The organism is Protofrankia sp. Cj3 (genome assembly GCF_917627355.1).
Taxonomy (GTDB): domain Bacteria; phylum Actinomycetota; class Actinomycetes; order Frankiales; family Frankiaceae; genus Protofrankia.
Genome location: NZ_CAKJTR010000023.1, coordinates 22,006 through 36,446, shown reverse-complemented (window position 1 = coordinate 36,446; position 14,441 = coordinate 22,006). Strand labels below are relative to the sequence as shown.

Annotated in this window: 18 protein-coding genes and 1 pseudogene; 8 read left to right on the top strand and 11 right to left on the bottom strand. The window is 69.7% G+C overall.

Annotation, left to right across the window (positions count from 1 at the left end; translation table 11 throughout):
* Positions 1-277: 277 nt before the first annotated feature.
* The 3 genes from MJ783_RS05270 to MJ783_RS05260 are packed head-to-tail and all read left to right on the top strand — an operon-like array spanning position 278 to position 2,721.
* Positions 278-544 (top strand): AbrB/MazE/SpoVT family DNA-binding domain-containing protein, encoded by a 267-nt coding sequence (locus MJ783_RS05270; protein WP_239308793.1) that lies wholly within the window; start codon positions 278-280, stop codon positions 542-544.
* A gap of 8 nt (positions 545-552) precedes the next feature.
* Complete coding sequence (locus tag MJ783_RS05265; RefSeq protein ID WP_239308792.1) at positions 553-864, top strand: hypothetical protein; 312 nt, start codon at positions 553-555, stop codon at positions 862-864.
* 24 nt (positions 865-888) lie between these two features.
* A complete protein-coding gene (locus tag MJ783_RS05260) occupies positions 889-2,721 on the top strand; it encodes a glycoside hydrolase family 13 protein (protein ID WP_239308791.1) in 1,833 nt (610 codons plus the stop codon).
* 310 nt (positions 2,722-3,031) lie between these two features.
* Here the strand turns inward: MJ783_RS05260 and MJ783_RS05255 are convergent, their stop codons facing one another.
* The 5 genes from MJ783_RS05255 to MJ783_RS05235 all read right to left on the bottom strand — a co-directional run bounded on the left by MJ783_RS05255 (position 3,032) and on the right by MJ783_RS05235 (position 4,614).
* Positions 3,032-3,313, bottom strand: coding sequence for a type II toxin-antitoxin system RelE/ParE family toxin (locus tag MJ783_RS05255; protein ID WP_239308790.1), 282 nt, complete (start codon positions 3,311-3,313; stop codon positions 3,032-3,034).
* Positions 3,310-3,564, bottom strand: coding sequence for an Arc family DNA-binding protein (locus tag MJ783_RS05250; protein ID WP_239308789.1), 255 nt, complete (start codon positions 3,562-3,564; stop codon positions 3,310-3,312). Before MJ783_RS05250 ends, MJ783_RS05255 begins: the two co-directional genes overlap by 4 nt.
* A 97-nt stretch (positions 3,565-3,661) precedes the next feature.
* Positions 3,662-3,859, bottom strand: a complete 198-nt coding sequence (locus tag MJ783_RS05245) for a hypothetical protein (protein WP_239308788.1) — start codon at positions 3,857-3,859, stop codon at positions 3,662-3,664.
* Positions 3,860-3,944: 85 nt separating this feature from the next.
* Complete coding sequence (locus MJ783_RS05240) at positions 3,945-4,412, bottom strand: type II toxin-antitoxin system VapC family toxin (RefSeq protein WP_239308787.1); 468 nt, start codon at positions 4,410-4,412, stop codon at positions 3,945-3,947.
* Entirely contained in the window at positions 4,402-4,614 is a 213-nt protein-coding gene (locus MJ783_RS05235) for a prevent-host-death protein (RefSeq protein ID WP_370651446.1), read from the bottom strand. Before MJ783_RS05235 ends, MJ783_RS05240 begins: the two co-directional genes overlap by 11 nt.
* Before the next feature lie 917 nt (positions 4,615-5,531).
* Between MJ783_RS05235 and MJ783_RS05230 the strand changes: the two genes are divergently transcribed.
* The 3 genes and pseudogenes from MJ783_RS05230 to MJ783_RS23555 form a co-directional block, all read left to right on the top strand.
* On the top strand, positions 5,532-6,137 hold the full coding sequence (locus MJ783_RS05230) for a hypothetical protein (protein ID WP_239308785.1): 606 nt from the start codon (positions 5,532-5,534) through the stop codon (positions 6,135-6,137).
* A gap of 93 nt (positions 6,138-6,230) precedes the next feature.
* Positions 6,231-6,458 (top strand): hypothetical protein, encoded by a 228-nt coding sequence (locus tag MJ783_RS05225; protein ID WP_239308784.1) that lies wholly within the window; start codon positions 6,231-6,233, stop codon positions 6,456-6,458.
* A gap of 25 nt (positions 6,459-6,483) precedes the next feature.
* Positions 6,484-6,732 (top strand): annotated as a pseudogene (locus MJ783_RS23555) (response regulator transcription factor); the annotation flags it as partial.
* 287 nt (positions 6,733-7,019) lie between these two features.
* On the opposite strand, the gene MJ783_RS05215 reads toward MJ783_RS23555, so the two are convergent.
* The 6 genes from MJ783_RS05215 to MJ783_RS05190 form a co-directional block, all read right to left on the bottom strand.
* Positions 7,020-7,754 (bottom strand): hypothetical protein, encoded by a 735-nt coding sequence (locus MJ783_RS05215; RefSeq protein ID WP_239308782.1) that lies wholly within the window; start codon positions 7,752-7,754, stop codon positions 7,020-7,022.
* Between the two features lie 44 nt (positions 7,755-7,798).
* Complete coding sequence (locus MJ783_RS05210) at positions 7,799-8,068, bottom strand: hypothetical protein (RefSeq protein WP_239308781.1); 270 nt, start codon at positions 8,066-8,068, stop codon at positions 7,799-7,801.
* A gap of 34 nt (positions 8,069-8,102) precedes the next feature.
* A complete protein-coding gene (locus MJ783_RS05205) occupies positions 8,103-8,543 on the bottom strand; it encodes a hypothetical protein (protein ID WP_239308780.1) in 441 nt (146 codons plus the stop codon).
* Positions 8,544-8,660: 117 nt separating this feature from the next.
* A complete protein-coding gene (locus MJ783_RS05200; protein ID WP_239308779.1) occupies positions 8,661-8,846 on the bottom strand; it encodes a hypothetical protein in 186 nt (61 codons plus the stop codon).
* Complete coding sequence (locus MJ783_RS05195) at positions 8,815-8,958, bottom strand: hypothetical protein (RefSeq protein WP_239308778.1); 144 nt, start codon at positions 8,956-8,958, stop codon at positions 8,815-8,817. Before MJ783_RS05195 ends, MJ783_RS05200 begins: the two co-directional genes overlap by 32 nt.
* Positions 8,959-9,009: 51 nt before the next feature.
* Entirely contained in the window at positions 9,010-9,558 is a 549-nt protein-coding gene (locus MJ783_RS05190; RefSeq protein WP_239308777.1) for a hypothetical protein, read from the bottom strand.
* 600 nt (positions 9,559-10,158) lie between these two features.
* On the opposite strand from MJ783_RS05190, the gene MJ783_RS05185 reads away from it, so the two are divergent.
* Both MJ783_RS05185 and MJ783_RS05180 read left to right on the top strand, forming a co-directional pair.
* Entirely contained in the window at positions 10,159-12,504 is a 2,346-nt protein-coding gene (locus MJ783_RS05185) for a carboxypeptidase-like regulatory domain-containing protein (protein ID WP_239308776.1), read from the top strand.
* A 118-nt stretch (positions 12,505-12,622) separates the two neighbouring features.
* The gene (locus tag MJ783_RS05180) at positions 12,623-14,431 is read left to right on the top strand and encodes a sensor histidine kinase (RefSeq protein ID WP_239308775.1); all 1,809 of its coding nucleotides are present in this window, start codon (positions 12,623-12,625) and stop codon (positions 14,429-14,431) included.
* The last annotated feature ends 10 nt before the right edge of the window (positions 14,432-14,441 follow it).

The window sequence follows — 14,441 nt, the reverse complement described above, 5'->3', positions numbered from 1 at the left end:
GGGGATTGGGAGACGTCCGGAGCTGACAGCGCCAGGCTGGTTCGCATGGCAAGCTCCAGCGGACACGATGCGCCCGACGCCTCGGGGCCGATGAGTCCCGCCGTGGCCGGCTCGCCGCCCACCCAGCCTGTGTAGAAAACGCCCAGGACTCTGTCCCGGATCCCGGCACATTCCTCCGGAAAATCTGGAGAAGAGGAGAGACGGCGGCAGCCTCTTGATCTCGTCGGCCCGCCCGACGGGCTCGCCGCCGGGCCTACACAGCTGGCATCACGGGACCATGAACGCCGTCCGCATGCGCGCCTCGGGTGAGCTGCCGCTGCCGGCGGAGGTCGTGGCGGCGCTACACGCTGATGAGGGTGACCTTGTCCGCTTCGACATAGTGGGCGACGGCATCGTCCGGTTGGTCTGGGTGCCCTCCGACGGGGCGGGTTTCTGGACGGAGGGGTGGCAGGCCGGCGAGCGTAGGGCGGAGGCGGACGTGGCCGCCGGCCGCGGGCGGCTGTACCACAGCGCCGAGGACATGTTCGCCGACCTCGACGGCTGACCGGCGAAATGCCCACCTTCCTGCGTCTCGACACGTTCCTGGAGGATTTCCGGCGGCTCACCCCCGAGCAGCAGGCGCGGTTTCGCCGGGTCGTGCTCGACGAGTTCGTCCCGGACCTGGTCACGGGTCGGTTCCGGCCGGGGTTACGGGTCAAGCGGGTGCAGAGCATGCCGGGTGTGTGGGAGATGACCTGGGCACCGGACGGCCGGGCGACGTGGCAGTACGGCGCCGACACGAGGCCAGCACGCCCAGTTATCAAGATCAATCTACGCTACGTAGCGTTGCGGCAGCTCCCATGCAGGCCGCGTATTCCACTCTGAGTCTTGGTAGGGTTTCATACCGGTATGGAACCCAGCGTCGAGATACCGTTTGGTGACCAGTGGTGGCGAAACGCTGTCCTCTACGAGGTGTACGTCCGCAGTTTTGCCGATTCTGACGGTGATGGTGTTGGCGACCTGGCCGGGGTGCGCTCCCGCCTAGACTATTTGCGCAACTTAGGGGTGGACGGGATCTGGCTCACTCCCTTCTACCCATCCCCGATGGCTGACCACGGCTACGACGTCGCTGACCACCGTGACGTCGACCCGCTCTTCGGTGACCTCGCCACCTTCGATGCCCTCCTGCGCGATGCCCACTCCCTCGGCCTGAAAGTCCTCCTCGACCTCGTCCCGAACCACTCCAGCGACAGGCACCCGGCATTCCAGGCGGCCCTGGCCAGCCCACCCGGTTCCCCCGAACGGCAGCTGTATGTCTTCCGCGATGGCTCCGGCCCGGACGGCGCGCTCCCGCCGAACAACTGGGTGTCGGTGTTCGGTGGTCCGGCTTGGGCCCGGCTCCCGATCGAGCCGCCGGAAAGCAGCGAATCAGGCGGCCCTCCGGACCCGCCACCCAGCGGGCAGCCTCGGCAGCCGAGGCAGTGGTACCTGCACCTGTTCGCCGCCGAACAGCCGGACTGGAACTGGAGCCACCCGCAGGTCCGCGAGGACCACGAGCGCACCCTGCGGTTCTGGCTCGACCGGGGGGTGGACGGGTTCCGCATCGACGTCGCCCACGGCCTGGTCAAGGACGCCGAGCTGCGGGACAATCCCGCCGGTACGGAGCTCGCCCCCCACACCGCCTTCAGAGACGAGCACGAGCCGCATGTCTGGGACCAGGACGGCGTCCACGAGATCTACCGCGGCTGGCGCCGGCTCTTCGACGAGTACGACCACCGGGATGGCCGGGACCGGGTGCTGGTCGGCGAAACGTGGGTCGCGGACCCGGACCGGCTCGCCCGCTACGTGCGCCCCGACGAGCTCCACCTGACGTTCGCGTTTTCGCTCCTGACCACGCCATGGTCGGCCGCGGCGTGGCAGGCGGCTGTGCGCGCGGATCTGGCCGCCACCGCCCGGCACGGCTGCGCGCCGACCTGGGTGCTTGCCAACCACGACGTGGTCCGCCCAGCGACCCGGTACGGCGCAGGCGAAGCTGGGATACGCCGGGCGCGGGCCGCGCTGCTGACGATGCTCGCCCTGCCCGGCGCTGTCTTCCTCTACCAGGGCGACGAACTCTGCCTGCCACAGGCCGACGTCGCGGCGCAGTGGCGCCAGGACCCGGTGTGGCGGCGTTCCGGCGGCACCTCCCCCGGCCGCGACGGCGCCCGGGTGCCGATGCCGTGGGCTGGGCAAAGCCCGCCGTTCGGCTTCGCTCCACCCGGGGTGACGCCGTGGCTGCCCCAGCCGCCGGGTTGGGTGGCGTTCAGCGTCGAGGCGCAGGCTGGCGATACCACCTCCGCGCTCGTTTTCACCCGAGAGGGGCTGCGGTTACGCCGGGCGTTACCGGCGTTCGCCGGGTCGGTGCCGGACACGTTGCGGTGGCGGGAGGACACCCCGCCCGGCTGCCTGGCCTTCGACCGGCTACCCCCGAGTAGTTGGGCTGGCCCCACAACAGAGAGCGACAGCGAAGGCGAACACCACGACGGTGGCATGCACGACGGTAGGCGTGCCCAGCCACCCATCGGGGGTCATACCGTTACCTGCGTTATGTCAACGGCAGATGTACACGTCCAGCTGATGGTCCCGGGCCGGCTGGCGCTGGCGAGCAATCCAGTAGCCTACAACGGCACAACGATTACATTGCCCCCGGACACCGCAGCCTGGGTAATCGCTACCCACCATTCCCCTCGGCTCGACCTATGACGCGCGATCACGATGTATGCGGCTTTCCCGGATCGCGATTTGAGAGCTCGCTCTGAGGTCAGAGTCATGCGGACGACCGTAGATCTCAGCGATCCACCGTGGGCCGATAATCGCGGACAACGGAGCACACGCAACGCCCGGCGGGCAAGGTATCCGTCGGCAGGAGCCTCGGCGAGAGTGTCAGATCGCTGGCGCGAGCGGGCGGGGTGTGCCCGACTGACGAGGGTCTTCGAGGTGAAGCATGGCGCGCGTGTCTTCCCATAGATCGACGGGCGTTCGCCCGGGATTTTTAGCTGAGCCGCCTCAAGCCCTATCGGCGACGGTATGCAGCCGACCGATGCTGAATATCCTGCACGATTACCGCATGCTTTGATTCGTCGATCCGGTACAGCACGCGCCACTGGACACCAAGTCGGGCGCTGTGAAATCCGGACAGCATCTCTCGAAGAGGCTTGCCGATATGGTAAGGCGCCTCAAGGAGTGGTCCGGTGATGAATTCAACAGCCGCAGCGGCAACGTCCTCCGGAAGCAGTTCGGAGATAGCCCGCCGGGCCGGCCGGCTCATTCCGAGATCGTAGGGGCCGCCGCTCACCGCTCGCGCTCAGCCAGCAACGCGCGCGCTGCTTCGATGCTGTACACCACATCGCCGGCCTGCTCAGCTTCGCGGGCCTCAGCCAAGCCCCGAAGCGCAGCCGGATCAGCAAGGATCTCGGCGGTTTCACGCATCGACAGGTACTCCTCTATCGCGACCAGCACTGTCTGTTGCACGCTGCGATGTTCGGATTCGGCGACCTGCTTTAGCTGCTCTTCAACCTCGGGTGGCAAGCGGAGTGTCATAGCCATACCATTATGGTATCATAACGGTGTTGCTCACTGAGGCAGGAGCACGCAGTCGAACGTCAGCGGGTGACCCCGGGCCGCCCAGAGCCTGGGCCCCTCACTAGTCAACATGCATCATCACCGCCCCCTCGGTCTCCTGCTCGGAGTCCTCGTCGTGCCGGCCAGCGTCCGGGACAGCGACGGCGGCCGGCTGCCGGTCGACCGCTTTGATCAACGACGTGGCGATCGGCTCGATTCGCCGCGCATCGATGGTGATCTTCAGATCCTCGGTCTGACTGCGATCCGGAACCCTTGCCACTCGTCGCCTCCGTGTGTGGCCGCGACGCACAAAACGTCCGCCATCGACGCCAACGGCAGCAACCTTACCGGCACCCCTGGCTGGGTCAGGGCTCTTTCTCATGGGGCAAAGGCGGCCTCGTGACCGGGACCACGCGCAAGCCTCTTTCCAGGCCGGTGTAGTCGCTGGGGTTGGTGGTGAACAGCGGAAGGCCCTCCGCGACCGCCGTAGCGGCAATCATCAGGTCCGCGATCCGGCGACGCGGCTTGCGACCCGCGGCGACGATGGCCGCGGACAACCGGCCGTAGACCCGCGCAGCCTCGGCGTCGAACGGGATCGGGTCGAACTCGTTCTCAACGCGCTGGAGTATCTCCATCCGCCGCGCCCGTTCCGCATGCTCGTCGTACAGGTCCTGCTCGTCGTTGCGCCGCACCTGGTGCGGCCCGGCGGACAGCTCCGCCAGTGTCACCACGCTGATCGCCATCTCGTCCGGAAGCTCGGCAACGTTGACCCAGCGGCGCAGGATCAGGATATTGGTGTCCAGCAGGCCCTGCCGGGCGGATTCACCGATCATAGGCGCTCGTCGCCTCATGGTCAGCCGCCGTGTCCTGGTCGGCGCGGAACGCCGCCAGATCGGCGTCAGGAGCGTTGCGCGACATCGCGGCGAACTCCTGCCGCGAGACGAACCGGCGCCGACGCCGCATTGGGACGAGCTGCCCGATCTGATGACCATCCCGAGTGACCGTGAACGACTGCCCATGCTCGACGGCGTCCATGATCTCCCGAGACCTCGACCGCAGATCCCGCTGCGTGATCTCAGGGACGCCCACCCCGACAGCGTAGCACCCAGTGCCACACCGTGCCGCACCGAAAATCGCGAGCCACGCCAAACGTGATCGCTTGGAGCGCCCGAGGACAGGGCGTTCGATCAGTGAGCGGCTCAGCCGTGCCCGATCCGGCGAGGCTGCGGAGGAAGGCGTCCTGGTGATGGGCGCCGACTGACGACAACGCGGCCGGACGGGACGCGGGGAGCCGCGAGCCGGACAGTCCTCTTCTCGGGCGCTCTTAGCGGTCGGCAATAGGGGACGCGGCGTCGCGGGGCTGGGGCACGTTCATCGCCGCCCCGGATCACGACCAGCCGTGCCAGCGCGGATGCGTTACCCGCTCCGCCCGCGGGACCCGTAGCTTGTGCACGACGCGCTCGGCCCCGTCCACAACGTGCGCATATAGCACGCCGCCGAGTCCAGCCCGGCCAGGGCGAGGCCACCACGCACCAGAGCCCTCCAAGCACGCGCGTCGGCGAGCTGCCGGATGCGCGATATCTCCGTCCGGCCGGGTTGGTGCCAGCACCGATGCCACGGGACCGTGCCGCGCATAACGTGACACGAGCTGCCGCAGGGCGAGGCTTGCCTGGCGGGAAAGCTGTCGATCATACCTGTTGGGGGTGATCCGATGGGTGATTACCGCCGCCGGCAGGAACGATCGCCACGGGCTTCGCTGGCTCGGGAAGCTTCGCCAGAATTTCGTGCAAATCAAGGTAAAAAATGTTCTTCATTCGCTATAACGGCAGGACTGACGCCGGGCCGGAACGCTTCCTGCCCGCCCGCCGGGGCTGGGCATCGATCACTCTTGCCGGGCGCGCTGAGACGCCCATGAACCGATGAGACGACCCATCAGCGGACGGAGGTGACAGATGGCTACGGCGACGCCGGACACCATCGGCACCGTGCTCACCCAGCTGCTGACCGCAGCGGCGGATGCCGCGCGGGACGGCGGCGACCGGCTTGGCGACCTGCTCAAGGAGGCCGAGGGCGCACCCGAGCGGCTCGTGGACGACATCAAGCTGTTCGCCGAGCAGCAGCTCGACCGGCTCAAGCAGCTCGTCAACCCGCCGGACTGGTGGAACCTGCTCGTGATCGCCCTGCTGGCGATCCACGAGCTCGACCCTGACCACCTGCTGGTCGGCACCTGCCAGATGCCCGACTGGGCCCGGATGCTGACGCTGACCTACCTGCCGACGACGCCGGACGCCGTCCAGGCCTCGGTCACCCTTGGGCTTGCCCTGACGGGCGACGGGCGGCATGGCTCGATGATCAAGATCAACGACGCGCTCATGGGTCACAGCTCCTGGGGGGTGATGCGGGTGGCCACCGCGGTGGTCGCGGGCAGCACCCGTAGCAGCGCCATCGGCGCGCAGGCCGCTGCCAGCGCGAAGACGGCCAGGCCGAGCATGCCCAGGGCCTGGACCTCGCGGAAGGTCGCGATGACATGTGCCAGCGACAGGGCGAAGGCGACGTAGGCCAGGTAATGCAGCACATGCCAGCGGCGGTAGCCCAGGCGGCGCTGTAGCCAGATCGACGCGGCGATCGCCAGGCCCAGCTCCAGACCGACGATGCCGAGGGCGACCTCCGGCTCCCCGCCACCGCCAGCCCGGACCCCGGCGACCCTGGGCTACCTCCACCATGGCGTCGTCGCCCGCGTCCACGCCCTGCAGGCCCCACCCACCCGCAACCGCTGGCACCGCGCCGCGCCGACCCTGTTCACCGCCGCGTTGACCGCGGCCGTCCTCACCGACGCCACCATCGGCTGGCACCGAGTCCTCGAACAGCTCCACCTGTGAACCAGACTTATGATCTCTGCGTACGTCACTCGCCATGGCCCGACGGCTGGCCGCGGCCTGCGGCGGCGCGTCCACCCCGGGGTTGCGCCAGGCCGCCGCGCCATCTCCGCTGACCGCACGGGAGCGGGAGATCGCCGCGCTGGTCGCGGCGGGGCTGTCGAACCGCGCCATCGCCGAGAAGTTGGCAACCTCGGTGCGCACCGCCGAAGGGCACATCTACCGGGCCTGCCTCAAGCCCGGCATCGCCGACCGGCAGGAGCTGGCGCACACCGTCACCGGACAGGGATACGGCGAGGGCACCGTCGCCCGGACGCACCCCTGCCGGGCCGTGCTGATCCGCGACGAGGCCGGCGCCGAGGCGGTGCTGCTCGCTGTTGACCTCGGCTCGCTGGAACTCGATGACAGCGATCTGACGAAAGCCTGACGTTGGTCTGACTGCCTCCGGGTTGCCCCTGGCCCGGTGCAGCTGGCCGCGCTGGTCCGGTCGCCGGCCAGACCTGGTTCGGGAGCGTACTGAGCCATATTCGCCCGATTTCCTGGCACGCGACCCGCGGCGCCACGTCAGAAAATCTTCACGCCTTCGAACAGAAGGTCAATTCGGTAGTAGAAGGCATAGGAACCCTGGTCTCCGCCCTGGTCGCGTCCGGTGAGGCGGACCGGGTCGATGTTGTAGGCCAGAGTCACACCCGGTGTGTCGGGACGGACTCGGGTCCGGGCAGGGAACGGCTGCTGCGCGCCTGGCAGCGTGCCTTGGACGATGCCGAAGGCGGTCAGCATGTCTTTCGCCCGCACCGGGACGGACTGGGGCGTGTACGGGTCGTCGTCGGCGCCGATCGCGCCGGTCAGGACATTGGCCAAACCGACGGACAGATCGCCGAGCCAACCCTGGTTCGCCGCCATAGCCTCGGCCGGCACCCCGCCGAGCGCCGCACCGCCCGCGTTCGCGGCCTTGACGAACGCCTCGGCAATGCGGCGCCGGTACTCGCTGAGGTCGCCGGAGTCATGCTCGGCGAGTACGGAGGTGAGCACCAGGTCGGCCGGTGGGCCGTCGTACAGCAGGATCTGCAGGCTGACGGTCCGCTCGCCGTCCGGTCCCATCGGCAGGAAGTCGGTGCCATCCGGGAAATGCTGCACGGTGGAGATCCGCGACGACGGCACGACGACGCCGACCGATCCGAACATCTCGTCCTCGGACTCCTGCCGGATCTCGCATTCGAGGCCGACCAACCACACGTGCACCGTTTGATGGGCGAGGACGTACGGGTCGGCTGGTGAGATGACTGGAGGATCTGGCATAGCCGCTGCTCCTGTAACTCGGGGGTCTGGAACTGGGTCGGGACCTAGTGGATGGGTTCGGTGAGGATGCCGCCGCGGAACCGGCAAACGGTCGGGCTGCCCGCGGCGCGGGTGAGAACCGGTTCGGTGAGCGCGTTCAGGTCGTCGTCGATCGGGAGGCCCAGCGGGAACGGCAGCCGGTTGAACGAGCGCGCCCGTACCGCCAGCGCCAGCTCTCGCACCCGGCTGACGGCGAACTCGTCGCACAGCGCCTTCAGGCCGACCGGCTCGTCGCCGCGGCCCAGCTCGGCGGCGATCGCGCGCAGGCTGGTCATCGGCGGCCTGCCGGCGTCGGGGCGCGGAACCCCATCACGCGGTCCCGACGATCGTCTGGCCCAGAGCCAGCATCTGCCAGCGCGCGACGTGGCCGGGCGCCTGCCCGACGCACAGCCACAGCGTGCACTGGTCGTCGTGGAACTTCTGGCCCATCAGCGTCGTCTCGCTGTGGACCAGGACTAGGTCGCCGATGGTGGCTACCCGCGGCAGCGCCGGCGCGGTCGCCGACGGCTGCTCCAACGTCTTCAGATTCAGTGCGGCGTTCTGGATGGTGACGCCGCCTGGGTAGTCTCCGTTAAAGTTGATCGTCAGGCCGTCGCCCTGGTCGTGCACGAGAGCACGCCGGAAGCCCGACGGGTTCGTCCGCCGCGCCGGGGCGTCGAGGATCATGTCCGACGTGCGGACGTTCAGGACCGCGCCGTCGACGGTCGTCCAGCCCTCTTGCGGCCCGTCCAGGCTGATGTCAGCGCCCATGGTTAACCCTTCCGGTGGAGTCATGCACGGTCATGGTGGTCTTCGGGTCGGTGCGGATGATCAGCCCGCGAGCGGTCTCGAGGGCCTCGCGCAGCCCGGGCTCGAGTTCGTGCGGCATCAGAGGGGATGCAGGTCGTGCTGGATTCGGTGCGCGAGGTCGTTGCAGGTCGACTGGGTCTCCTGCACCGTGTCGCCAGCGGCGATGACGACCTGCCAGTACCGCGTGTCGATCACCGGGAGGTGCAGTACGGTTACCCGGACGGCGCCGCGGTTACCAGCCACCTCGGCCGCCGTCACGACCACGGCGGTGAACCCGTTGGCGCATCAGGTTGGCGACGAGGGTCTTCAGCTCGCCGATCCCGGACAGGCCTTCGCTGAGGCCCAACTGCTGGTCCTGGAAGAACAACGCCGCCATCGATTCGGCCCCTTCTGGTGGATGTCGGTTGTCGCCGATCGGCGGCGGTTGTCAGCCTGCGAGGTTCTCGACGGCTTCTCGCAGGACGGGCTCAATCTCGGCTTGCAGCGCGTCGCTGCCGGCCCGCTGGATCAGGGCGACGGCGGCCAGGATCGCGGCGGTGGCCTCGGCGGCGCCCCCGGCCCGCCACGGCTCCGGGCGTGGCCCCCACGGGTCGGGCACCGGGCCGGTGACCCACGGGTCGACCTCCGGGCCGAGCAGGCCCGGCCAGGGGCGGTGCGGCGGCCAGTATCCCGGTGGGCGCGGGCACAGCTCGTCGAACTCGTCCAGGGCGGCCGCCACCTCGGCGGTACCGATCGTCGGTGCCGATGCGGTGCGCGCGTCGCGGGTCTGGGCCAGCACCGCGCGGGCCGTGCCGGCGGTGACGGCGGCGGCGAACCCGGCCGCCCGCTCGGTGGGCAGCAGCCGGGCGACGGCGCGCTGCGCGATCCCGGCCAGCCAGCTGTCGAGTTGGTAGGCGTAGCGGATGCGGATGAGGATCCGGTACGGGTACTGGTCGGCGCCGGGCCAGCCGTCGGTGGACATGCTGTCGGTGGACATGCTGGTGATGGCCTTCCGGGACGGGGACGGGGACGGGACGCCAGCAGGGGCGGGCCACGCGGGGGCCGCTGACTGGTGACGCACTCCAAGCGTCGCGCCGCGCCGCCCACGCCGTCACGCGTGGTCACTACGCGTCGGGCCAATGCTCGGGGGACACGTGCGGCGACCGTAGGACCGCTGCCTGGAGCCTTGTACATGCGCCGATCGTGACGGCCCGCCGAGGCTGCGGCATCAGAGCTAGCACCAAATATGCCTGGCGGCTGACGGCGCGGGCCGAGCCCTACGACCACCACCGGGGCTGGCCTACCTGGAGGGCCGACGATGGCCGCCGTCGCGGTCGCATTCGGCGTCCTGGCGACCTGGGCTTTGCTGGGAAGCATGTGATGTTACGGGCCTCGACGAGGGCCAGCACCGAACGTGCGGCGTGACCGGTGGGACATCTGGTGCCAGCACTGATGCCGTCCCGGTGCCGGTTGGGCCAGTCTCATCGGCAAGGCGCTGGCCGTGGACGGCTGGCGTTCTCCAGTGGGAGGGGATGAGGAGATGTCGCCGGATCCGCCGCAGCTGTTGCCGTGCCCGCCGCCGCGCCAGGCTGGGCCGGTGCCGACCGAGGACGACCTCGAACCGGGCGTGCGGGCGATTCTGGGGACCCCGGCTGCGGAGGGCGCCGGGCTGGTCGACCAGCCAGCGTGTTGCGCCGACCCGCGAGTCACCGCCCAGCTGACCGATGACCGGCCGGTGGAACAGGCGCTGCCATGGCGAATCGACAACGCCGAGAAAGGGCACGTCATTGTCGTGCCGGGCGGGCCATCGGGTCTGATCGGCGGGCTGTTGTCGCAGGTGCACCCGCCGCAGTCGTTCAGCCATGTGGCGATCATGACGAGGGACCGGGTCGAGCTACGGCATGTGACGTTCAGCGAGGAACGGCTGCGCCGGTTCCCGCACCGCGCCGGTAGCGAGGGCGATCCCGGGCTCGGCATCCCGCTGCCGTTCGTCCCGGAACTCAACGACGCACCGACCGACGGCTTTCAAGAGCTGCCGTTGCGTCACGGCTGGCCGGGGACGATCACTCAGACCGTCGAGCGGGTCTACGCGGCCTCGCACGAGCGCCCCACGGTCACGGATACCGACGGCAAGACCGCCCCCGACCCGGCGTGGGCGGAGTATGACCCGCACAGCGGCCGGGCCTACTTCATCGACGCGATCACGCTCACCCCGGCCTGGCTGCCGGTGGACCAGCCCGACGGCAGCCGCCGGATGGACATCGTCTGGCCGCTGGTGGTGAAACCGTGCCAGCAGTGGGAGACCGACCGGGTCCGTGACGCGCTCGAGCGGGTCGCGGACGCGGCGAAGGCGCTGCGCGGGCACTACCGCTTCTACGCCTACACCCGCGCCGAGATCGGGCTCGACGACACCTACAACGGCGTCGTCACACTGGAAACGACCATCCCGGACACCGCCAGCCCATGCATCGGACGGCGGCCTGCGGTGCCGACACCGTCGACCCGGGCGATGGTCTGCTCGAGTTTCGTCTGGCTGGCGGTCCAGGCCGCGAACATCCGCGCGACCGCCAGCACCCCGCCAGCGCCGCGGATCATTCTCGACGGCCGGCCGGACCGGAAGCACCGCGACGATGACCGCGCGGGCTGCCCCTCCTACTTCGTCCGTCACCCGTTGACAGATGAGATCAACCCGTCGACACGGGACGGCCTGTACTTCTACCGCCCGCAGGAGCGGCTGGACGCGGCGAAGTGGCTGTACGACCGGCTCCGCACCGACGTCCTGGACGAGATCGCCGACGCCACCGATCTGAACGCCCAGCTCGACCAGCTCATCGGCACCGACGGGCCGGCGCACAGCATCTGGAGCCTGCTCAAGCTGCTCAGCGTCTTCACCGTGCCGCAGGCCGCCCTCCTGCTCGGCATCAGTTCCGAGCTGCTGAGGCGGCTCGTTGTGATCCTCACAGACATGCCGAGCGACGTCGCCAACCAGATGTGCAACGCGCTGGCGAACGACGACTGCCAGTGGACGGCGAAGGACAGCGACCAGTGGACGTCGCCGGGCGAGGGCTACACCGTCAGCCCGGACGACATCGTCGCCTTCTGGGCGCCGCCGACCTACGAGGACGACCAAGTCGTCCACGGCCTGTACGGCTCCAACGACCGTATCCGGCTCAAACCACCGGAGTGGACGGACGCGGCACCGCCCCCGAGCGTGTGGACGCTGTCCCTCGGCAGCTGCGCCGTCTACGGCACAGTGACCTTCCAGGGTCAGGGGGTGGCCCACGCCAGGGTCAGGATCGGCAGCCGGAAGCTGCGCACCGGGCAGGGCGGAACGTACTCACGGGAGGGGCTGCCCGAGGGTCTCTACTGGGCCGAGGCGACCTATCGCCATCCGGTCAGCGGCCTGTGGCTGACCGCGCCCGGCCGGCCGGTGCGGCTGCCCCTCGGCGGCGCCGTGCAGCTGGACTTCGAGCTGCACGAGCCGCCGGACTCCCGCCGCGAAGTGATCATCGGTGCGCACATGGACCTCGTCAACCGGTACGCCATCGGCACGGACTGGTGGGACCATCCGGACGTGCAGCCCGAGGTCGTCTACCTCGGCCTCGACTACTTCCCGCCGGACAACCCCGCCTTCGCCCAGCAGCGCGAACACAGCCTGCGGCGGACCGTCAACGCGCCGCCGCAGCGGGTCGATGACTGGGGCAACGCCGAGTACAGCTGCGACCTGGAGATCCAACCCGACCGGTCCATCCGGGTGACCTGCCGGGCCCGCCTCAAGGCGGACGACGACGACCCCTGGCAGCAGACGGACACCTTCGACGTCCCACCGAAAGCGAACGAAGCCGACCCCGGCTACCTGCACATCGTCGACCTCGTCCGCTCCCCGGATGCCTGGCCGGTGCGCGCCCACATCGAGCTGACGATCCACAACAACCGGGCATGACACGGGTGGTGTCCGACCGCTGCGTGTCCTCGCTCGCGCGCGGGCTGTCGGCTTCTTGACCTGCCTCAGAGCCGTATTCGTCGTTGACTGGTGCGCAGCGCGCTGAAACGATCACTGTGTGAGCGTCGAGGGGACGGCGGGCACCGTCGTCGGCCGGCCTTCACACACGCGTGCGGGCAGTCACCACGCCGACGGGACGTGGGTGTATGTCCTGGCAGCGTGCGGGGTCGTGCTCGGGGTGGCCGTGCTGATGTTCAAGCTGCGGGACGGCACCCACCCGCTGGCCACCACGGTGGTGGGCTGTGTCGGCGGGATGGAGTTCGTCGGCGCGGGGGTGCTGGCGCATTACCGCCGGCCCGCCAACCGGGTGGGAAGCCTGATGGTCGCAGTCGGGATCGGGCTGTTCGCCGAGGACGTGCAGCTGTCACGCACCGGCTGGGTGTATTCCGCCGGTTTCCTGCTCACCATGGCGTCGAGCGGCTTCGCCGCCCACCTCGTGCTGGCGTTCCCGACGGGCGCCCTGGCGTCCCGGGGCGAACGTGCGCTCGCCGGTGCCGCCTACGCCGTCGTGTTCGGGCTGCCGCTGGTCCGGACGTTGTTCTACGCTCCACCAACCCGGTACGGCGTCCGATCGAACCTGCTGATGGTGACGGACAACCGGGCGTGGTCCGACGCGCTGCAACAAGCGGAGGAGATCACCGGCGCGGCCGTGGCCCTGGCGGTGACGGCCATGCTGGTACGCCGGTGGATGACGGCCGGACCCCCGCTGCGCCGGGTCCTTGCGCCGGTGTTCGTGACCGGCCTGGTAGGCGGCGGTGTGACGGTCCTTGACGGAGCCCTTGATCTGCCGCACCCGGTGCGGCAGGTGTTCCTGTGGGTGTACATGGCAGCGTTCTGCCTGCTGCCGCTGGGTTTCCTGGCGGGCGTGCTGCGCGTGCGCCTCGGCCGGACCGCGGTCGGGGACCTGCTGGCCGGGCTGACCGAACCGCGGCCGGCCGCCGAGCTGCGCGGGGCGTTGGCACGGGCGCTGGGCGACCCCTCCCTGCAGGTCGCCTACTGGCGTGCGGACACCAGCGAGTTCGTCGACGCGGACGGCGCGGTGGTGACGCTCCCCGGCCCCGGCCAAGCGCGCGACGTCAGGCTCGTGGAACGCGACGGGCGGCGGGTCGCCGCCCTGCTCCACGACCCGGCGCTACGGGAAGACCCGCACATCCTGGCGGCGGTGACGGCCGCGGCCGGGCTGGCGCTGGACAACCAGCGGCTCGCGGCCGAGGTGCGGGCACAGCTCGCCGAGGTACGGGCCTCCCGGCTGCGCATCGTCGCCGCCGCCGACACCGAACGGCGCCGGCTCGAACGGGACCTGCACGACGGCGCGCAGCAACGGCTGGTCACGGCCACCCTGACGTTACGGCTGCTCCAGCAACACCTCGACGGGAAGATCGACGACGCCGCAGCCGGACTGCTGGCCAGTGGCACCGCCGGGCTCGACGCCGCCATGGCCGAGCTGCGCGAACTGGCCCGCGGCATCCACCCGGCCATCCTCACCGACGCCGGACTGTTACCCGCCGTCGCGGAACTCGCGGCACGGGCCCCGGCGCCGGTCGACGTCGACGCCGCGCCCACCGACCTGCCCCGGCTGGACGCGGCGGTCGAGGCGACCGGCTACTTCGTCGTCGCCGAGGCATTGACCAACGCCTTCAAACACGCGGGCGCCGGACGGATCCGCGTGACGATGGAACACCGGGATGACCAGCTACGGGTCGGCATCGTCGACGACGGGCTCGGCGGAGCCAACCTCGACGACGGAACCGGCCTGCGTGGCCTACGGGACCGGGTGACCGCGCTGAACGGACAGCTAACGGTACAGAGTGCTCTCGGTGAGGGCACGTCGATCACCGCCGTCATTCCCGCGCCCGGCCGGCGATGACCGGCCCGAT